At 41.5% G+C, this 21,259-nt stretch carries 19 protein-coding genes; 6 read left to right on the top strand and 13 right to left on the bottom strand.

All coding sequences use genetic code 11. The features are described from left to right. Positions 1-29: 29 nt before the first annotated feature. The 4 genes from tdh to metG form a co-directional block, all read right to left on the bottom strand. On the bottom strand, positions 30-1,070 hold the full coding sequence (gene tdh, locus AC1DOK_RS00670) for an L-threonine 3-dehydrogenase (protein WP_477552292.1): 1,041 nt from the start codon (positions 1,068-1,070) through the stop codon (positions 30-32). Positions 1,071-1,083: 13 nt separating this feature from the next. Continuing rightward, entirely contained in the window at positions 1,084-1,272 is a 189-nt protein-coding gene (locus AC1DOK_RS00665; protein WP_477552291.1) for a hypothetical protein, read from the bottom strand. A 4-nt stretch (positions 1,273-1,276) separates the two neighbouring features. Then, positions 1,277-1,489, bottom strand: coding sequence for a hypothetical protein (locus AC1DOK_RS00660; protein ID WP_477552290.1), 213 nt, complete (start codon positions 1,487-1,489; stop codon positions 1,277-1,279). Between the two features lie 457 nt (positions 1,490-1,946). Beyond that, positions 1,947-3,932 (bottom strand): methionine--tRNA ligase, encoded by a 1,986-nt coding sequence (gene metG, locus AC1DOK_RS00655; protein ID WP_477552289.1) that lies wholly within the window; start codon positions 3,930-3,932, stop codon positions 1,947-1,949. Positions 3,933-4,652: 720 nt separating this feature from the next. Between metG and AC1DOK_RS00650 the strand changes: the two genes are divergently transcribed. Further along, positions 4,653-5,144, top strand: coding sequence for a DinB family protein (locus AC1DOK_RS00650; protein WP_477552288.1), 492 nt, complete (start codon positions 4,653-4,655; stop codon positions 5,142-5,144). Between the two features lie 94 nt (positions 5,145-5,238). Here the strand turns inward: AC1DOK_RS00650 and yidD are convergent, their stop codons facing one another. Both yidD and AC1DOK_RS00640 read right to left on the bottom strand, forming a co-directional pair. Then, positions 5,239-5,502 carry a membrane protein insertion efficiency factor YidD gene (gene yidD / locus AC1DOK_RS00645; protein ID WP_477552287.1) on the bottom strand — a complete coding sequence of 88 codons (264 nt, stop codon included), beginning with the start codon at positions 5,500-5,502 and terminating at the stop codon, positions 5,239-5,241. After that, positions 5,499-5,885 carry a Fur family transcriptional regulator gene (locus AC1DOK_RS00640; protein WP_477552664.1) on the bottom strand — a complete coding sequence of 129 codons (387 nt, stop codon included), beginning with the start codon at positions 5,883-5,885 and terminating at the stop codon, positions 5,499-5,501. Before AC1DOK_RS00640 ends, yidD begins: the two co-directional genes overlap by 4 nt. Before the next feature lie 198 nt (positions 5,886-6,083). Here AC1DOK_RS00640 and AC1DOK_RS00635 point away from each other — a divergent pair, with 198 nt between their 5' ends. The 3 genes from AC1DOK_RS00635 to AC1DOK_RS00625 all read left to right on the top strand — a co-directional run bounded on the left by AC1DOK_RS00635 (position 6,084) and on the right by AC1DOK_RS00625 (position 9,103). Further along, positions 6,084-7,511 carry an amidase gene (locus AC1DOK_RS00635; protein ID WP_477552286.1) on the top strand — a complete coding sequence of 476 codons (1,428 nt, stop codon included), beginning with the start codon at positions 6,084-6,086 and terminating at the stop codon, positions 7,509-7,511. A gap of 102 nt (positions 7,512-7,613) precedes the next feature. Next, positions 7,614-8,234 carry a DsbA family oxidoreductase gene (locus AC1DOK_RS00630; RefSeq protein ID WP_477552285.1) on the top strand — a complete coding sequence of 207 codons (621 nt, stop codon included), beginning with the start codon at positions 7,614-7,616 and terminating at the stop codon, positions 8,232-8,234. 77 nt (positions 8,235-8,311) lie between these two features. After that, a complete protein-coding gene (locus tag AC1DOK_RS00625) occupies positions 8,312-9,103 on the top strand; it encodes a divergent polysaccharide deacetylase family protein (protein WP_477552284.1) in 792 nt (263 codons plus the stop codon). A gap of 52 nt (positions 9,104-9,155) precedes the next feature. Here the strand turns inward: AC1DOK_RS00625 and AC1DOK_RS00620 are convergent, their stop codons facing one another. Both AC1DOK_RS00620 and AC1DOK_RS00615 read right to left on the bottom strand, forming a co-directional pair. Further along, positions 9,156-10,370, bottom strand: coding sequence for an MFS transporter (locus AC1DOK_RS00620; RefSeq protein WP_477552283.1), 1,215 nt, complete (start codon positions 10,368-10,370; stop codon positions 9,156-9,158). 292 nt (positions 10,371-10,662) lie between these two features. Beyond that, positions 10,663-11,448 carry a DeoR/GlpR family DNA-binding transcription regulator gene (locus tag AC1DOK_RS00615; RefSeq protein ID WP_477552282.1) on the bottom strand — a complete coding sequence of 262 codons (786 nt, stop codon included), beginning with the start codon at positions 11,446-11,448 and terminating at the stop codon, positions 10,663-10,665. A 338-nt stretch (positions 11,449-11,786) separates the two neighbouring features. Between AC1DOK_RS00615 and AC1DOK_RS00610 the strand changes: the two genes are divergently transcribed. Further along, a complete protein-coding gene (locus AC1DOK_RS00610) occupies positions 11,787-12,656 on the top strand; it encodes a class II fructose-bisphosphate aldolase (RefSeq protein ID WP_477552281.1) in 870 nt (289 codons plus the stop codon). Positions 12,657-12,682: 26 nt separating this feature from the next. Beyond that, a complete protein-coding gene (pfkB, locus tag AC1DOK_RS00605; RefSeq protein ID WP_477552280.1) occupies positions 12,683-13,618 on the top strand; it encodes a 1-phosphofructokinase in 936 nt (311 codons plus the stop codon). A gap of 76 nt (positions 13,619-13,694) precedes the next feature. Here pfkB and AC1DOK_RS00600 read toward each other — a convergent pair whose 3' ends face one another. The 5 genes from AC1DOK_RS00600 to pflB form a co-directional block, all read right to left on the bottom strand. Next, positions 13,695-14,750 (bottom strand): class I SAM-dependent methyltransferase, encoded by a 1,056-nt coding sequence (locus tag AC1DOK_RS00600; protein WP_477552279.1) that lies wholly within the window; start codon positions 14,748-14,750, stop codon positions 13,695-13,697. Between the two features lie 5 nt (positions 14,751-14,755). After that, on the bottom strand, positions 14,756-17,689 hold the full coding sequence (locus AC1DOK_RS00595) for a DUF5107 domain-containing protein (RefSeq protein ID WP_477552278.1): 2,934 nt from the start codon (positions 17,687-17,689) through the stop codon (positions 14,756-14,758). A gap of 153 nt (positions 17,690-17,842) precedes the next feature. Next, the gene (locus AC1DOK_RS00590; protein ID WP_477552277.1) at positions 17,843-18,019 is read right to left on the bottom strand and encodes a hypothetical protein; all 177 of its coding nucleotides are present in this window, start codon (positions 18,017-18,019) and stop codon (positions 17,843-17,845) included. A gap of 142 nt (positions 18,020-18,161) precedes the next feature. Then, on the bottom strand, positions 18,162-18,887 hold the full coding sequence (pflA, locus tag AC1DOK_RS00585) for a pyruvate formate-lyase-activating protein (protein ID WP_477552276.1): 726 nt from the start codon (positions 18,885-18,887) through the stop codon (positions 18,162-18,164). A 57-nt stretch (positions 18,888-18,944) separates the two neighbouring features. Beyond that, positions 18,945-21,215 (bottom strand): formate C-acetyltransferase, encoded by a 2,271-nt coding sequence (pflB, locus tag AC1DOK_RS00580; RefSeq protein ID WP_477552275.1) that lies wholly within the window; start codon positions 21,213-21,215, stop codon positions 18,945-18,947. Positions 21,216-21,259: the final 44 nt, after the last annotated feature.

Raw genomic sequence — 21,259 nt, 5'->3', positions numbered from 1 at the left:
AATTCACTCCTTTTCTGATTCAAGTAAATTTAATCATGTATAAAAACAATTTTGCCACACTTACCTGCGCTCATCAGGGCAAACGCCTCTTCATACTGTTCTAATTTGAACCTATGAGTTACGAGTGGTGTCAAATCGATTCGTCTTTGATCCATTAATCCCTTGATTTGATACCAGGTCTGATACATCTTCCGTCCGGTAATACCTTCTACTCTGAGTCCCTTAAAAATGATATAGCGTGATAAATCAAGTTGTACTTCCTGACTAGGTATACCGAGGAGAGATACACGCCCAGCGTGTGCTACCGCTTCGAACCCATCACGGATAGCAGTAGGATGACCTGACATCTCAAGCACAACCTCCACACCTTCACCTTGTGTTAATGCCCTAAGCTCTTCAACCATCGATTGCTTATTGCTGTTGATGATAGCATCTGCACCTAGCTGCTTGGCAAGCTCTAGCCTGTATTCATTCACATCCACCGCAACGATCAAACCTGCGCCAGATGCTTTAGCAACCGTAATCGCCATGAGTCCAATCGGTCCTGTTCCAATAACAACAACCGACTTACCAACAATATCGCCTGAGAGCACAGTTTGCACCGCATTGCCAAGCGGGTCTTGTAAACAAGCTAGCTCAAACGGCAACTCTGGCGCGTTATGAATCACGTTAATTGCCTTCACAATCGCGTATTCTGCAAAACAGCCAGGTGCGCTGATCCCGAAACTCCGTGTATGTGGACAGACATGTGCATTGCCTGTTCGGCAAGCCTTACACACACCGCAAACCATATGCCCTTCACCAGAAATAGGGTCACCTACTTTGACATTCGTAACCTGCTCACCAACCTGCCAAGCAACACCTGCAAATTCATGGCCGAATACATTCGGTGTTACAACGGCTCCTTCAGCCCAGGAATCCCATTTATAAATATGTAAATCAGTTCCACAAATAGACGTTGCCTTTACCTTGACTAATACTTCATCTGGTCCGCAGACTGGAATCGGCACACTCTTAAGTACGGCTCCAGGTGCTCTGTGCTCTTTCACTAGACCAAGCATTGTGCTCATACGTTTATCCTCCTCAAGATGAAACGGTTTCACCGTCTTTATAGACGGATTTGGTGTTAAACCAACTTAGATCTTCAAATCGATGCGATTCTGAAGACTCCTTAGCTGTTAAACATAATAAAGCACTTGTTAAACCATCTTCTAGAGGTACAGCGGATTTCGCTCCGCATTGCATGAGGCGTATAAAGTTAAGAGCAAGCACGGAGTCACCCCCACCATGAGCAGCGAGTGCAGATCAATACACCATCCAATTGTTCCTTGTCGAGAATTTCCTCAGTATCCGAATACAATTCAACATAAGACGAATCGATCCCTCTATCCGCTAATAATTCTTTTACCTTAGGGAAATCAAGACTTGCAATCGCAGTAATCTGAGCTCCAAGTTCGAATTCAAGTATACGATCGACTAAACTACTCATCCTTGTGCAATACCCGATAATACCTATCCTTATTGTGAATAACACCCACCTATGATTATTGTTTAGAACCCGTAATGGCATTGAGAACGGAAGTGAAATAATCGCTTTCGGGCAATGGTGAGGCATATCCTTTAACGTTATCAACAAATGCATATTTGTAGAACAAGAATACAACGGTTTCATTTCTTCTTACGAATTTTGTAAGTAAATATGTACGCAGGTCAAACTAGATCGCACCAGGCAGCAAAAAACAAGCCCTAAACTGATCATGTCATGATCAACTTAGAGCTTGTTTGAGTGATTCGCATTTATTACACACTAGATAAACACTATATTCAATACAACTACATGCTAGATACATACTAACTTCACACGATATACATGTTGGAGGCTAGATACACACTATTTACATATAAGAGGCTAGGTAGACACTAGATACTCGCTGAAGGATTGCTCGTTACTTAACAATAGCTCCATTAGGCATCGAATCTGGTACAGTGGCAAGTGTTAATTCATCGCCTTCGGAAGCTGCGAGAACCATCCCTTGCGACATTTCACCACGAAGCTTAACAGGCTTAAGATTCGTAACGCAGATTACTTTACGTCCAACCAGATCCTCCGGCTTGTAGAACTTCGCAATGCCAGAGACAACTTGACGCTGCTCGTAGCCTAGATCGAGCTGCATCTTGAGCAATTTGTCCGCTCCCTTAACGGGCTCAGCGGACAGCACTTGCGCTACGCGCAGCTCCACCTTAGCGAAATCGTCAATGCCGATTTCCTCCTTCGGTGCTAGCGCTGGCGCTTTTGCAGCATCCTGCTTCGCAGAGGCTGCAACTGCCTCTTGCGCCGCTGGCGCACTTCCGCGCATCGCATCTGCGATGAACGCGACTTCAGCGGCGGTGTCTAGACGCGGGAACATCGGCTCCGCTTTGCGGACGACTGTTCCCGTAGGTAGTAGCCCGAACGCGTGGACGCTGTCCCACGCGGTAAGCGCAGCGTCGCTGTCAACACCCAGCGACGACCACATTAGCTGCGGCGTACGAGTCATGAATGGCTGTAGCAACACGGATACAATCCGTTGACACTCAGCCAGTACATACATGACGGAGCCAAGCGCAGCTCGATTCCCTTCATCCTTCGCCAGCACCCACGGCTGCGTCTCGTCAATATATTTGTTCGTGCGGCCGATAAGCGCCCACACAGCAGCTAAGGCATTAGAGAACTCCATTTTCTCCATTGCTTCTTCATACTTAGCTACCGTCTCACGCGTAAGCTCGATCAAGGAAGCATCGAATTCCGTCGCTCCTTCAATAAATGGTTGAACCACTCCGTCAAAATATTTCTCCATCATCACAATCGTCCGATTGAGCAAGTTACCAAGATCGTTTGCAAGGTCATGATTGATGCGATCAACGAAGCTTTCTGGTGTAAACTGACCATCTGCACCGGACGGCACTTCACGCATTAAGTAGTAACGAACCGCATCTAAGCCAAAACGTTCGATAAGTGTAACTGGGTCGATTACATTCCCTTTTGACTTCGACATTTTGCCATCCTTCATCAGTAACCAGCCGTGAGCATATACCTTCTTAGGTAGCGGCAAGTCAAGCGCCATCAACATAATTGGCCAATAAATCGTATGGAAACGCACGATTTCTTTACTCATTAGGTGGACATCAGCCGGCCAATACGTACGATACTTCGAATCATCGCTTGAACCATAACCAAGTGCCGTAATATAGTTCGAGAGCGCATCGATCCAAACATATATAACATGCTTAGGATCACCTGGCACTTTGATTCCCCAGTCAAACGTGTTACGCGATACAGCTAAATCTTCAAGACCTGGCTTAATGAAATTATTAATCATTTCATTCTTGCGTGACTCCGGTTGGATGAAATCAGGATGCTCATCATAGAATTTCATTAAGCGATCCGCATATTTGCTCATTTTGAAGAAGTAGCTTTCTTCTTTCATCCGTTCAACAGGACGACCGCAGTCTGGGCAGTTGCCATCAACTAATTTGGATTCTAAGAAGAATGATTCACACGGTGTACAATACCAGCCTTCGTATGTACCCAGGTAAATATCACCTTGCTCAAGCAGCTTAGCGAAAATTTGTTGTACGGAAGCTTTATGACGCTCTTCTGTAGTCCGAATAAAATCATCATTCGAGATGTCCATCTTCTTCCACAGCTCTTTAATTCCGGCAACTACGCCATCAACGAACTCTTGTGGAGAAACACCTTTATCTTTGGCAGCGCGTTCGATTTTTTGGCCATGCTCATCCGTACCCGTTAAATACATAACATCAAAACCACGTAGACGCTTATATCTTGCCATTACATCACCCGTTACTGTCGAATACGCATGACCGATATGCAGCTTATCACTTGGATAGTAAATTGGCGTTGTAATGTAAAAAGTTTTCTTGTCTGACATGTTTTATTGACCTCCTAGTAATTTAGTGAACCTTGTAACCATTTGGGTGGTAAATGCCTAACGTAAACACCTAACTTTGATTATAAACACCTGTATCAAAGTAAATGTTAACCGTAAGTCTAGAATCATTCTGCCCCGTTTAGACGCACAAAAGCCCCCGTCCACATTGGGACGAGAGCTGTTACTCACGTGGTACCACCCAGATTCCCTTGCTTCTTGCGAAGTCAAGGCTTGGTAAGTCATCTACTGACTCACTCCATTAACGCCGGAACGCGACATCCCCTTACTTCTGTCCACCTGCAAGGCTCAATTGAATCCTTACATGTCGCAAGATAGCTTGAAGACATGTTCTCCTGGACCATATTCCAAGTTTACTCCTATACCGGCTTTCACCTTCCCCGGCTCTCTGGACATAGGCATCTGCTTGTACTTATCCATTCATCGAAACTAAGCTTATTCATACTCTATACCTCAAAATATATAGGATTTACAGCAGCTCTGTCAAGGTGAGCACATCACAAAGCACATTAATTCATGCAATAAATAGTGGAATGTAAATCCTATTATTGCAGGAGATTTTCAGGGATATATTGAAAATAGGTAAGGATAGAGAACTCAAGATAGAGAACTCAAGATAGAGAACTCAAGATAGAGAACTCAAGATTGAGAACTCAGAATTAGGAAATTTTCCGAAGTCCTTACTAGAAGGAGGCATAATAGATGACTCGTACGATTGAATCGTATATCGCTGAGCTCAAAGAGGAATCACGAATAACACAGAGCGTCCTTGATGCATTGAGGGATGAATCGCTTAGTCAAGAAGTATCACCTCTAGACCGAACGTTAGGAGAAATCGCCTGGCATGTTGTAACGAGTATGTACACGATATTATCGAAAGCAGGTCTACTTATCCCGTCTCCAGGAGACCGTAAATTAGTACCCGCTACAGCTAATGAAATTGCCGAGTCCTATAGAGTTACAAGTTCAATCATACGTGATGCAATCCTAGCAGAGTGGACGAACGATACTTTACTAGAGACACGTCATATTTACGAAATGATATGGCCTGTTGCACAAGTCTTAGATATTCTAATTAAACATGAGATTCATCACCGAGGACAGTTGTCTATCCTTATGCGTCAAGCCGGTCTTGATGTTCCGGATATTTATGGTCCTGCGCGTAAAGCTTATAAAGATCTATTCTCGAAATAATCTCTTATGTAAGAGTTGCGCCTACCCAGGCAATAAAAAAGAGCACTTGAAGTCAGTGTTTACAACCCTAACTACTCAAGTACTCCAATTCATATTAACGTTCTTCTTCTGTATGGACATCATGGGTATGTTGCTGGCGCTTCTTATTCGGCGGGACATAATCAATACCACCTTTGTGAAAAGGTTGACACTTGGCAATCCGAACAGCCGTGAGCACTGTCCCTTTAAATGCACCATGCTCCTCTAGTGCATCAAGCGCATATTGAGAGCATGTCGGATAGAACCTACAGGTTGGTCCTTTAAGTGGGGAAATATATTTACGATAAAATCGAACACCTGCTAGAAGTACTTTTTTCATGAACCGCATTCCTCACAGTAGCCATACACTTCAAATTTATGTCTAACAACAGTGAAACCCTTCGGAATCCCTGATATTCCATCCATTGGGCAGAAAACGAAAGGCAGCGTGTTACCACAATGCAAGCAGATCACATGATGGTGATGATGAGCTTCTTGACAGTGTGCGCGGAATTTAATTCCGTCTTCGAATACAAACTGCTCTAGTACATCCATCTCATGCAAAATCCGCAAATTACGATAAACGGTATCAAAACTAAGTCCGGAGTAGCGCCTTGTCATATGTTCATAAACGTCTTTGGGCGTTAAATATCCTTCCGTACCTGCGAAGAGGTCTGCTAATGTGCGTCGCTGCTCCGTTATACGTAACCCCTGTTCAGACATCAGCTGAATGATTTGTTCTGCGTTCACAGGTATTTACCTCCATCAACTTAAAGCTTAACTCCCTTCATTATACATGATCTTTCATAAAATTACCTTCCAACAATGCCTTCTCACCTATCCTTGATAATCCTTGTTGACTCTCAACCTGTATTCACTTACCATTTTAGTAATTGGATGTCTAAATAAGGAGGTAGGAACATGTCTATTCTTGATCTTGATGCCACTACTTTAGCTGATCAAATCAGGCAGGGAGCCATCTCATCCTTAGAAGTTACTGAAGCGTATATTGAACACCTTAATCGAATTAATCCAAGTGTTAATTGTTTAGTAGAGGATCGATTCGAATTAGCTAGAGCGGAAGCAAGATATTGTGACGAGCAGCTAGCTGCTGAGCAGAGTTCAAGCAATCCAATTAAAGGACGTTTATTTGGAGTTCCAATCAGTATGAAAGAAGCATTTGACGTCGAAGGAATGAAGACAACTGGAGGACTGACTCACCGTAAGGATATGGTGATTGATCACGATGCCGCAGTAGTTTCACTACTTAAGAATGAAGGCGCTATCATTCTAGGTAAAACGAATACACCGACACTTTGCTTTTGTCAGGAAACCGATAACAAGCTATTCGGACGTACGAATAACCCATGGGATTTAAATCGTACGGTAGGTGGTTCAAGTGGCGGTGAGGCTGCATTAATCGCGGCAGGTGGTGCTACAGTTGGAATTGGTGCTGATATTGGAGGTTCAATCAGGTTCCCAGCCCATTTTAATGGGGTTATTGGATTCAAGAGTGGTGCTTATCAAGTGAAGGATGATGGAGCTTACCCACCTTTCACACATCCTCTACAGCAGCGCATGTTCGGTGTGGGGGCTATGGCTAAAACTGTTCAGGATGCACGGTTGATTAATGAAATTGTTGGTTTAGCACAGCCCATTAGACGAAATCTATACGATTTTGATATTGTGATGCCAATCGATCAACTCAAATATCCCGCTTCTTCACAAACCAAGCTTCTACTTGAAGATTTACGATTAGAATTAAGTGAAAATAACCAGGTTGTCGACGAACAGCCCCCAATGTATGGGCAATCTGCTCTACTATGGCAGTTAATTATGTCGATTGATGGTGCACCGAATGTAATTGAGGCTGCAACGGGAAGCCGCCCCATTAAGCCTCTTACCCATTTTCTACAAGAGAAAATATCAGGTAATAGTGAATGGCATCAATATCTCACATGGGCTTTAGTAGGCGCGCGTACATTTAAACCTTCTGCTAAGCAATTAATCAAGCTGAATGAACAAATTCAAAGCGGTGATCGTAAGATTCGTGAGTATTTACAGAATAGATTAATTATTCTTCCCGTCTATCATACTCCTGCTAAGCTACATGGTGAAGTATATAAAGAATTGTTCTCCATTCGCAAAATGTACCTTCAATATATGCCATTTATCGCTTATGCGAATACATGGGGCTTGCCTTCGCTTGTTATTCCGATCGGTGAAGAAGAAGGACTGCCTGTTGCCATTCAAATCATGAGTGCTGTTGGGAATGAAGACGCCATTTTCTCACTTGGTACACGGATCGAAGCTAAATTTCGCGGTTGGAAGCGAGCCAACCCTATCTAACTACTCAAACCATCTAATGACTCGCTTTTTCCAATCAATGTCGTTTATACTATACCAATAGAACTTATGAATTGATTGGTATAGAAGGGAGCTGCTCTTACAATGAAAGCAATAACAATTGACATTTTCCATGATACGGTATGTCCATGGTGTCGTATCGGGATTCAAAGTATGCGAATGGCAGTTAAAGAATTGGGCCAGCCTGTTGAATTCCGTATGCGTTCATTTTTTCTCGATCCTACTATTCCATTTGAAGGTGTTTCCTTTAATCCGCTCATGGAATCCAAAATGGGAAGCCCTGAACAGATGCAGGCAGCTCTAGATAACGTTACGAAAGCTGGTGAATCCGTAGACTTAAAGTTTGATTTTAGCAAAGTAACCAAAATGCCCAACACGCTAATGTCCCACCAAGTAATCAGACTTGCACCTGAACGATTAAGACTTGAAGTTGTTGAAGCAATTGATCACGCTTATTTTGCTGAAGGCTTAGACATTGGGGATCGTGAAGTGCTCCTTGATATTGCTGCGAAGGTAGGAGTTGATCGTGAGTATATTTCGGAATTCGTAGGGCCTGATGTTCGCCTTAAAGAAATTGATGAAGATGTCCGTCAAGCGTTCCAGATCGGAGTAACTCAAGTTCCATTCTATATTCTTAATAACAAGTATGCAGTGCGCGGTGCACAGCCACCAAGTGCCCTACTTCAAGCCTTACGTTCAGTTTAATACAATTGTATGTATACTATTTAAATAACACCTCCATATTAAACAGAGAACGTTATCTCTGAGGAGGTGTTTTATTTATGTTACAAATCGGTATTATGGCGATCATGCTCGCCTTTACAATTACTTCAGCAACAAGTCAAGCTCATATTCAGCAAAATCAAATCCCCGATAAAAGCAAAATGGCATCCATCATTATCGATGATTTCGGCAACAACATGAAGGGTACAGAAGAAATCATCGGTCTACCCTATCCGCTCACAGTTGCTGTTATGCCCTTTCTCCCGACTTCCAAAGCTGATGCTGAGGCTGCTCATCTTGCAGGCAAAGAGGTTATCATACATTTACCAATGGAACCTATGAATGGGAATCGCAGCAATTGGCTTGGACCCGGTGTAATTACGACGCAATTATCTGATGATGAAATTCGCAAGCGTGTAGACGCCGCAATTAATAATATTCCACATGCTATAGGAATCAATAATCATATGGGCTCCAAAGTAACAGCAGATGCAAGGGTTATGCGAATTGTTTTAGAACAGTGCAAGAAGCATAAATTGTTTTTTGTGGATAGTCACACCAATTATCATAGCATCGCTTGCCAGACTGCTCAGGAAGTTGGTGTACCTTGCATCGAGAATGAGATGTTCTTAGATGACCAGCACACGTTGTCCCATGTGACAAAACAAATTTTACTTATTCATCAGCGTCTACAAACTCGCAATTACTGTATTGCAATCGGACATGTTGGTACAGGTGGTAAAACAACCGCAGCTGCACTTAAGAGTAAGTTACCCGATCTGACTGATTATGTTCAGTTCGTACCCATATCCAAGCTAATATCACTGAAGTATGATGGCTTAACTGAGTGAAGCCTTGTAATGCCTTGTGTTGTTTGTGATGCGTCATGCGCCTCATGCTAGCTCATGCTGGCTCATGACTACGTTCAACATACTGCCTTACATCGAGCTTATATTTAAGGGTTTGGCTTAATGTAATAAGTGCTGTTAGCACAGTCAAACAACCAATGATGATAATGTAAATAGATGCCCCAAATAAATCAAGACATGCTCCAGTCGTCAGCAGAGCAACTTGCATTAGAATACGATCGACGATTTCCTTAAATGCAAAAAATCGACCTTGCATTTGAACAGGAACTCGGTTCTGAAATATAGTAGTCACCATTGGGAAAAAGAAAGCTACCATGCAACCAAAAATACCAAAGCCCGCTAGAACTGACCACCTGAAATCAACGAACGACATGACGAATTGTGCAATAGCTACAACAAACAATAGGAATGAAGATGCTAAAATAATATTTGATTTACCAATCACTCGTCTTACAAACAATCCAGCAATGAGTATGCAGGTTCCTTCCATCGCATACATATAGCCCATTAAATCAGGTGCATCCTGAATCTTACTTAGCGAAAGTATGAACAAATTCATCCCGCCTAAGAAGAAGCTAATGACACAGGAATTAATAATACCTAACAAGATAGGGCGATCTTGTTTAATGACAGAGAAGACTTCGGTAAATCGAAGTTTTTCTTTTGTTTTTTTAGTGACTGTTTCAATTTTGGGGATATGTACGAACAAGAATAGAACAACTAATATGATATAAACTGCGAATGAAACGGAATAGATGGTTGTTAAACTCATGAGTGTCACCATCGTCCCAGCAATTGCAGTACCCGCAATACGTGAAATCGTAATTGCATTCATATGAAACGTATTAGCAATAAGTAAATTCTCTCGATCAATCAGCGTTGGCAAGGTAGTGCGAACCGCAGGGAAATAAGTTGCGTTAGATACCTGTAGGAAAATAAGTGATACGATCATCCAAGGGATCGAATCATCCATTAACGCTGGAAACATCAGTAGCGGTGATAAACTACGAAGGATATTCGCTGCGATTAGAATCGTCTTCTTATCATAGCGATCAACTATCTTACCGATCGTAGGTAAGAATAATACAGATGCAAATATACCTGTCATTAGAATAAGAGATTTAATAAAATCCGATTCAATCAGACTTTGCATGAATTGCAAGTTCGCTATGATACCTAGCCACATGCCAATCCCGCCAATAATCTCTCCAATCATCATCAATACAAAAGACTTATTTCGTAATAACATACATCATCACTCCTAAGTATAAGAAGAAGCGGCTTCGCCGTCCTAATAGGACGGATGTGTTTCTTAAAGTGAATACTAGAAAGTATAAGTGTAAAACTTATACTTTCTTATTCACTAAGAAAAAGCCAAGCATTGGACATTCCATGCTGGCTTCTATTGATCTAGAAATCAACTGCTATAATCGAATTATACTTCAAATCTCTTATATTACCATCCTTTTCTATTCCCAATACATGAAGACCACCTATCATCCAAGGATGTTCAGGCGGTCTTATATTCATTGAAGCTAGATTTAATTTGCTGTGACGATCGCAATTTCTTTATCTCGTAAATAATTGGTGATCTCTTCATCACAGGGCTTATCCGTTATACAAGCATAAAGCTCTGTCAGAGGTGCAATCGAGAACAACGAAGATTTACCTACCTTCGTATGATCAAAGACACCAATCGTTTGCTGAGCTCTATTCATGAGCATGCGGGCAGTTTGAGCTTCCTGTTCAGAATAGGTCGTAATTCCTTGCTCAACTGTGAAACCATCAATTCCAAGAAACATTTTGCCAATGTTCAAATACTCAATCGTTTTCTCTGCAAGTGGTCCACAAAGCTCGAAATTCTTAGCTCGCATGACACCACCTATGACTACGACCTGAATCCCCACACTATCAGCAAGCTCCATAGCGATATTAACAGCATTGGTCACAACGGTGATCCCACTACGAGATTTGAGTTCCTTCGCGATCAAATAAGTTGTCGTTCCTCCCGACAGACATATGTTATCGCCTTCTTGGATGAACTCCATCGCCTTACGAGCAATCGCTTCTTTCTCTAGCCACAATCGCTGTCTCTTTTCGGAGAATGGGATCTCTCGAGCATTAGAGATGCCTTCATATAATGCTCCACCAATCGTTCGAATCAATTCGCCTCTTTTATCAAGCAGATCAAGATCCCGTCTAATTGTCGCCTCAGAGCAATCAAATTTCTCAATTAATTCGGTGATACTGATTTTCCCTTGCTGTTTAAGTAGTAGCATAATCTGTCCGCGTCTTACTTCACCCTTGGACGCTGTTTCTTCAGCCATCTATAGTCACTCCGTCACACTCGAATTTGTACCATCAACTAGCCTATACCTTCATGTACATGTTAATCATTATGTAAAATTGTATCTTTGTAAATATCATATAACAATCCCATGGATACACAACTACATTGTAATCAAGCTCCAACACTGCACGCAACTCTTGGCCATATTATGAAGGAAAAATTAATTACTGAAAGTTGTTTGACATGTTATGAAATCAGCCATATAATCAAGATAATGAAATTATAAATCATTTTATTGATTGTTTCAATCATTTTACAATTTAATCTTTCAACTACTTATTCATCCAAACTTATTACAAAAGGGGATTCAACAACATGGGACATTTAATCAGTTCTACTTCAATGATGCAAACAGCAAGAGCTAATGGTTATGGTATTACAGCGTTTAATGTGCATACACTCGAAATGCTACAAGCTGTTGTCGAAGCTGCGGAAGAATTGCAATCACCTCTTATTCTACAAACAACCGTAGGTACCGTTAAACATTTGGGACCTGAATATATCGTTGCTGCTGCTAGAGTTGCAGCTAAGAATGCAACTATTCCAATTGCACTTCACCTTGATCATTGTACTGATTATGACGTACTCATTCGTTGTATCCGTGAGGGATATACTTCTGTTATGATTGATGCATCGATGCGTAATTTCGAAGAGAATGTCGCGATCACGAAGGAAGTTGTCAAAATTGCTACTGCTGCTGGCGTCAATGTAGAAGCTGAATTAGGTAAAGTTGGCGGTGTAGAGGATGACATTTCCGTTAGTGAAGAAGATGCAAGATTAGCAGTTCCGTCAGAATGCGCTGAGTTCGTTTCGCTTACAGGTGTTCATACACTAGCTCCTGCAATCGGTACTGCACACGGCATTTATGTTGGAGAGCCTAAGATCGCATTCGATAGATTAGAACAAATCTCCAAAGAAGTTTCAGTTCCACTCGTTCTTCATGGCGGTTCTGGTATTCCTGATGAGCAAGTAAAACGCTGTGTTGCGCTAGGTATGGCTAAGTTTAATGTCGCTACAGAACTAAGAATTGCATTCTCTGATGCAATTAAAGCTATTTTCAATGAGAACCCTAACGAAAATGACCCTCGTAAATATATGGTACCGGCTAAACAAGCTGTTAAAGCTTTAGCTCAAAAGAAAATGATCCTTTCAGGCTGTGCTGGACGTGCCAAGGAGCTTCTATAAATCTAACGGATAGAGGGGAATATTGAATGATTACAACGGTTACTTTAAATGCAGCCATAGACAAGACTTGCATTATTCCCGACTTTCATAAATCAGGCTTATTCCGTGTTGAGCAGATGGTATTCGATGCTGGAGGCAAAGGGATTAATGTAGCGCGAGTCATCTCCTTGATTGGTGGTAAAGTGACTAGTACTGGCTTTGTAGCTGGTATGCAAGGAAGAGCAATTATAGATTGTTTATCTTCACAAAACATTCCTCATGATTTTGTGACTGCTGAAGGCGAATCCCGTTTATGCTTGACGATTCTTGATCCTAATAGTCAAGAAGATCAGACTGAATTGCTTGAAGCAGGACCTGTTATTTCTTCAGAACTTTTTGCGGCTATCAAGCTTAAAGTTGCTGATCTAGCTAAGCATTCATCCATAGTTGTATTATCTGGTTCCTTGCCACGTGGTTGTCCTGCGGATACTTATAGGCAGCTTGTCAGCATTGTACAAGAGAATGGAGCGAAGGCGGTATTAGATTCATCTGGAGACGCACTTGTAGAGGGCGTTAAAGCGATGCCTTATTTAATCAAGCCTAATGAACATGAAATAGGCAAATTATTAGGTCATACGCCAACCTCGGAAGCTGAAACTATTTCAGCAGTTCGTGAGTTAATGAAACGTGGAATTCACGCTGTTGTAGTTTCACTAGGATCAAAGGGCGCACTTGCTGGCTGGGATGGTAAGCTTTATCGTGTGACACCACCTACTATTGAAGCAATCAATCCTGTAGGCAGCGGTGATGCCATGGTAGCAGGCCTTGTAACAGCGCTTGAGCGTGGCGAGACAGCACTAACTGCTTTACAACTTGGAGCCGCGTGCGGTACTGCTAACGCATTGCAGCTACGTGCTGGGATCGTTGATGTGGATGATTTAAATAGACTGCTTGACCAAGTAAGCGTTGAATTGATCAATTAAACTTAATCGTTCTTATTCACTTACGTAAACAAGCTACCACGGGATCATATGTGGTAGCTTGTTTTATTATTAATGTTTATCTCGGTCTTGCTATAATTCCGTTATGCACTTTAATAAAACCATGTCTTAGAATATCAAAGCCATTCTCGTAAACATAAAGTCCCATCTGACGTATATCCATCAACTCTCGATAAGTATGATTCATAACATCTTCCATAACTTTATAATATATCCGTGATTGAAGCTGGTTACGTGGTGTTGTCATGACAACATAACCGTTTGGTTTAAGGAACTTACGATGCCATTGCATTACTTCTGGTTTCACTTCATCGGAGAAATGCTCTAGGAGACCTACACTCAGAACAATATCGAACTCCTTACCAAATGGTAGATTCCGAATATCATCTACAATATACGTAATTTTCATCTGATCCTTATACCATACTCTAGATTGTCCTGTCATTGGATTATGCCCTAAGAATGGATACGTCTCGGGAAACTGGGTGAATCGATCTGTACGGCAATAATCATCATAATCCACCATGACCACTTCACCACCAGGAAACATGGAGTATAGCTGCATCGCTTCGTATCCTTCTGCTGCCCCAAGAAATAGAATACGAGGTTTGCTCACTTCAAGCCCTTCGAACAAGGCACGCTTCCCTCGTGGGTCCCATATCCCATCCTTCACACGATGCGCATAATTCCATAAATTCAGCATGACTACACTCTTGAATGCAGTCCGAATTTCATGAAGCTTAAATCGTGACAATTGCTTAAACATATTCTGACGAGCTTCTGTCTTTTCACTTGGTACATCTTTGACAAACCATTCGTGAAAGGATCGATTGAACATCTCCCATGACTTGTGTACTGGCATATTACGTCCATGTTCATCTTCCCACTTCACCCGCTCCTCCGCCATATTCTCGACGCGATATGGTCTCCCTACTTGCTTCCAGCTGAGTAACGACCAATCACGAACGGCACCTGGAGAAATAAATCGATCCAGGTTCTGATTCGCAGCATTACGCAAATCAACTCGGTAGCTTGGCGTAAGCAGAGAACGCTCAAAATCTTCTTCTGAATAAGGATATTCGGTCTGGACGGGCATTTCCATTTCCATTACCATACATATTACCTTCTTTCTTCAGAATAATGGTTGTGAAGCTGTAGCTTGCATTTTGATGCATATTCCCTACTACTCGCTGTGTGAAGCAAATCTGGATTCAGTAATTCCTCCGCACCTTGTCGATAAAATAAAATGGCTGTCTCGGTATTTCCTAGTGCCTGTTCAAGTAACCCATGAAAATAAAATACATCAGCGAGTGGTGTTCGAATCGAATCCCCATAATTAAGACCTGTCGGGTATTGCATCACTCGACTTAACCACTGCTCAGTCAAGGCTAAGTTACCTTGTTCAAGCGATTGATGAGCTAACGCTAATACTACCGCTCGGTAACTAGGACCACTATCTTCCCTTCCCTCCCAGTTCTCGAATTCCTCCTGCTCCAGGATGGATAAAGCCTCTTCCCATCTTCCTAGTTGATGTAGTGCATCTACTAATGCTAACAAAACAAGTGACTTGTTATTTGCCTGTAGCATTAATTCGACAGTCTTGGTACGCTTCTCATGTTCACCGTTCTCTGCATAAATAGTATCCAGTAAAACAAGACTTTTCTCGTTCTGATGTGGATTAATCGCTAAATCTTCAACAAGATAAATTTCAGCTAACATAGCATCTGATTGATGCTTATTCAGCATGTAGCCAAGACTATATAATAAGCTAGTATGTCGCAAGCCTTTGTCATAAGCTGCAAGTAGACTTGTGAGCGCATCTTCCACTCTTGAAACTGTATAATAATATATGCCGAGTAAGTAATCTGTAACGCCATATCGATCCTGCCCTTGAAGTTCCATGAGAAGTTGAATGAGTACAGGCTCATTAATAAACATATGATCTAGTGAGGTCTGAAGAGTATCATCAAGAAGCTTACTATCATATTTATTCTGTTTAATTGTAATTGCTAACTCGATTAGCTTACTTTTGAAGGTCGGTCGTTTGATGAGTTGTAATAATTTGTTTGTGTCTACATATAGACCTATGTCAAAATACTCTAGAGCTATTGGAAGTAACGCTTGTTCATAACCACTCGTGAAATGGAGTAAATTTCTGAGGTTCTCCTCTGAATTATGCAGCAAATATTTCTCTGCTTTTACCCACTCATAGGAGTCAAGTGCATCCCTCATAGCTTGAATCGCAGACTCTATGTCACCTAGTTGACGACTCGCTGCAGACAGTAGACATTGTGCTGCGTAAGACTTAAGAGGGGCTGATTCTAGCAATGATCTAGCCTCCCACATACGCCCAAGCTTTATATTTAGCTTAGCTAACTCAATTATGGATGCAGAATATATCGAACTATCCGCAGCTATATCTAACATCAATTGCCTAGCTTTTACTAGATCCCCCATCTGCTTGTAAGCACAAGCTAAGTGGTATCTAGCTTCTCCATTACGATTATGGTGACGGAGTGAACGTTCCAAGTAGACAATGGCATGCTGTGGTTGCATAGTTTTGACGTAGAGGGCTCCAAGCCGGGTTAACGATGTTTCACAGGTTTTAACCTCTTGTAAATTCTGTTCATACAAATCAATTGCTTCACCTATTAGTCCAAGTGATTCTTTAAAAATCGCAGTATTCAGAAGTTCAACTGCTTCTTCAGCGGCTGTTCTAACAACCCGAGAATCTTCAAAGCGGATTGTATCTGGATAAAAAGCATCTTTCGGAGTTCCCGCTTCCATCTGCATAATCAATCGATTCCCGCTAAATAGTTTTAATACATACGGATATGTATGAAGGTTAGCTCCGAATTCGCCTATCACTTGCTCTGCTCCCGCTGCTTGAAACGCAACTGTGGCTATCTGATCAGGCGATAAATAGACGGTCTGTTCTTCATCTGAACCATTACGAATAAACACAACCTTACAATTTCCTAATTCCTCAGTTGCCGCAAAGCAAAACTCAATCTGATTCGGTAATTGGGATACTTTAACTGCTGCTTCTTTCACAGCATAATCAAATCCACCTGTACCCGCTATAGGATACCAGTATTCCGTCCATGTCATCGACTGGTGTGGCTTGAGAAACTTATAAACCATCTGAGTCTCGAAGGGTCCACTTTGAATTTCAATATATTGTGAATCATCATCCGTTAGAGAGCGATTCCAAGCAACTGCATTATCGTCATTGCCCCAAGAGAAGAACTTCGCACCCTTTACTTTCTTTGGATTCGCAACATGCACAACACCGTAATCCTTATTCTCGTGATACGAGCCAAAAAAGCCATGTTCAAGCAGCTTCCCAAATGTTTCATAAGCATATGGAATCTCACCTGCTTGACGACAATCAACTTCGCGAAACATTGGCCACTGCAAATAAGACGTATCCATATGATTAATACACCAGTCAAATGGATAAATCAGCTTCACGCTTTGATCGTATTCAATTGCTGTATTGGTCCAAAAGTAAAACCGATTTTCAGTTGATGTGGGATTAGCTAATGAAACATTCTGCTCCATATAAGCTTTACCGGGATACAATTTCAGTTCGACCTTCCAGTTCATATAAGAAAGCTGTTCAATATGCCCAAAAATAATTGAAGCGCTTCCATCTGCATGTTCGTGATAGCTATAATTTACGCGATCCATTGTAGTTGGGGAATGTGAAATCGGAAAGTTAAACTCCATTCCTCCTGAGAACCAGGCTCCGCGTGTACCGATCATTCTTGGTTTAATCACTTGATTCCGATAGAGAAAATCTTGATTTCTCCTCTTATCTACAGCACTATAAATCCGTCCACCAAGTGAGGGTAATACTGTGATTTCTAGATATTCATTTTCTAGAACAACTACGTCATATTCTTTATTTGTTAATTGCTTACTTCGATGATTCTGCATGGTATATGGATAAGGATTTAAGTGTTTGTCTAAAATTGGGTTTATGTCATCCTCTAGAAGTTCATAAGTTGGAATCGTTCTTTTCGTAAGATATACATTTGCTTTTACCATGAACAAGCCCCCTGAAAAGTTAGAGTTTACTTCCATTTCTATTCTCCCCTAAGCTTCCTATTCCTTCCACTCATGAAAAAAACTAGACGAATTGTGTCGCCTAGTTCTATGTCCATATCTGTATGATGTCGGATCTGTATTTAGATACTTATCTTAAGAATGACTAGTATATTCGATCTGTTCACGTGTCACTTTAATGTCCCAGTGAAAGTCTAAGTCCATATTTATAGAATCCTTGTGCACCACTTGCCAAAGAAAATACATAACCCCAATAATTAAAACAGCAAATACCAGTATGCCTAATGCTAATTGAGCCCCCATCACGATCATTCCTATATCCCCCCAGACAGCTTTGTACCATTATATGTTCAAGGGGGTGAGATGATGATGGGAGAACCATAAATCATAAAGAAACGGTATTACCGTCTTTATAAGACAGTAATACCGTTTCTGTGATGAAATAGAGAAATACTTACACTTCTTTTCTTGCCTTCTCTATAATTTCATATGCACGTGCTACATCTTCTGCTGTTGGAGAGGATACACCCTCTAATGGATATTCCTTACCAAGTGCTTCCCATTTATAAATTCCCATTTGATGATAGGGTAAGATTTCGAACTTCTCAACTGTTTTGAGTGTTCCCAGCATGTGACCAAGCTTGCGTAAATCTTCTTCAGAATCCGTTAACCCTGGCACTAGCACATGTCGAACCCACATCGGTTTACCGTGATCAGAAAGCCATCTTGCTGTATTCAGAATACGATCATTAGGCTGACTTGTTAATGCAATATGCTTATCCCGATCAATGATCTTAAGATCTAGTAAGACTAAATCCGTCACATCCATTAAATAAGAAATCTTATCTACTTCACAGAAACCAGATGAATCCAGTGTTGTATGCAAGTTAAAACGCTCTTTGAGTGTTTTAAAAAGCTCAGCAACAAATGGGGCTTGCAACGTTGGTTCTCCACCAGAAACGGTTATACCGCCGCCAGAACTCCGATAGTAGGACAAATATGGTTCAATTTCGTTCACAATCTCATCGACTGTTACTGCTTTGCCATCATGTGTTGTCCAAGTATCAGGATTATGGCAATACTGGCACTGAAGAGCGCAGCCTTGCATGAATAAGATAAATCGAATTCCCGGACCGTCCACCGTACCGAATGTTTCAATGGAGTGTATGCGACCGTTCATGTTGTATGTCTCCCCTCAAATCAGCAGCGATGGACTCGGAAAGAGATAATCTCTAACTTACATTTGACCGTGGAAAGTACGGTTAATTACATCCATTTGCTGTTCTCTAGTTAGTTTAATGAAATTAACAGCATAACCTGATACACGAATCGTAAGTTGAGGATAATTCTCTGGGTGTTCCATTGCATCCATTAATTGCTCACGATCGAACACGTTAACATTCAAGTGATGTCCGCCACCATTCAAATATCCGTCAAGCATCGACACTAGATTAGTCACACGAGTATCAAGATCTTTACCTAATGCTTTTGGAACGATCGAGAACGTATTGGAAATACCATCTAAGGAATGCTCATATGGTAATTTAGCAACTGAAGTAAGTGATGCAAGAGCACCCTTCTTGTCACGACCATGCATTGGGTTTGCACCAGGTGCAAATGGTTCGCCTTTTTTACGTCCATCAGGTGTTGTACCAGTTTTCTTACCATATACCACATTAGAAGTAATCGTCAACACGGACATAGTCGGGATTGCATCACGGTATGTTTTATGTTTACGAACCATATTCATGAATTTCTCTACAAGCTCGATTGCAATATCATCTACGCGGTCGTCATTATTACCATACATCGGATATTCGCCTTCGATTTCAAAATCAACTGCGATTCCGTTCTCATCACGGATCGGACGAACCTTCGCGTATTTGATTGCACTTAAGGAGTCCGCGGCAACAGATAATCCGGCAATACCAGTTGCCATTGTGCGAACGATTTCGCGGTCATGCAAGGCAAACTCAATACGCTCGTAGGAATATTTATCATGCATGAAGTGAATGACATTGAGTGTATTCACATACAACTTAGCAAGCCAATCTAACATGATATCATACTTCTTGATAACTTCGTTGTAATCAAGTACTTCAGAAGTATTAGGAATAAGTTCAGGACCTACTTGAATACCAAGCTTCTCATCTCTACCGCCATTAATGGAGTATAGAAGTGCTTTAGGTAAGTTTGCACGAGCACCGAAGAATTGCATTTGCTTACCAATGCGCATTGCGGATACGCAGCATGCAATACCGTAGTCATCACCATAGATCGGAAGCATCAAATCATCGCTCTCATATTGAATGGAGCTTGTTTCGATGGATACTTTGGAACAGAAACGTTTGAATCCTTCTGGAAGTTTCTCAGACCAAAGTACTGTTAAGTTCGGTTCTGGTGCAGGTCCAAGATTATATAGTGTATGCAAGAAACGGAAGCTGTTCTTAGTTACACGAGTTTCACCAGTAACTGACATACCACCAATGGACTCAGTTACCCAAGTTGGGTCACCAGAGAACAATTCATTATAATCAGGTGTACGTAAGAATTTAACAATACGAAGCTTCATAATGAAATGATCCACAATTTCTTGTGCTGCAGATTCTGTAAGAGTGCCATCAGCTAAATCACGTTGAACATAAATATCCAAGAATGAGGATACACGTCCAAGACTCATTGCAGCACCATTCTGCTCTTTAATAGCGGCTAAATAACCGAAATACACTCCTTGGAACGCTTCTTGTGCGTTTTTAGCTGGAACTGAAATATCTATTCCATGCGCTAGAGCCATTGCTTTCAATTCTTGCAAGGCACGGATTTGTTCGGACATTTCTTCACGCTGACGAATTACTTCTTCACTCATCACGCCATCACGTTCAGCAAACTTCAAATCAGCTTTTCTCTCAGCAATTAGTTTATCCACACCGTACAACGCAACACGGCGATAGTCTCCAATAATTCTTCCTCGTCCGTAAGCATCTGGTAAACCAGTAATAATACCAGCTTTACGAGCCGTTCTCATATCATCTGTGTATGCATCAAAAACACCTTGGTTATGTGTTTTGCGAATATTTGTGAATATATCAATAACCTCTTGTGGTACTACAAAACCGTAAGCTTTGCATGCATCAATGACCATCCGTATGCCGCCAAAAGGTTGCAAGGAGCGTTTGAATGGAGCATCCGTTTGAACACCAACTACTTTTTCTTTGCTCTTGTCTAAATAACCTGGAGCATGTGACACAATAGTTGAAACGGTGTTTACATCTACATCTAGAACGCCACCATTCTCACGTTCTTTACGAGACAACTCCGAAACAATATCCCATAAATCTTTGGTATCTTGAGTAGGACCAACCAAAAAGTTGTCATCACCATGGTACGGAGTAATATTATGTTCAATAAAATCACGTACATCGATTTGCTTCATCCATTTTCCTTTGCGAAATCCGCGCCAACCTTCCTCACCGGCTAATTTGTTAAGTTTCTTTTCTTCTGCTGCCATTGAAGAACACCTCCCAAAATTTGTACGGAGCTCAAAGCTATGCT

It is taken from the genome of Paenibacillus sp. P5_B5, assembly GCF_056400365.1.
The sequence above is the reverse complement of the archived record's forward strand: the minus strand, read 5'-3'. Positions and strand labels throughout refer to the sequence as shown.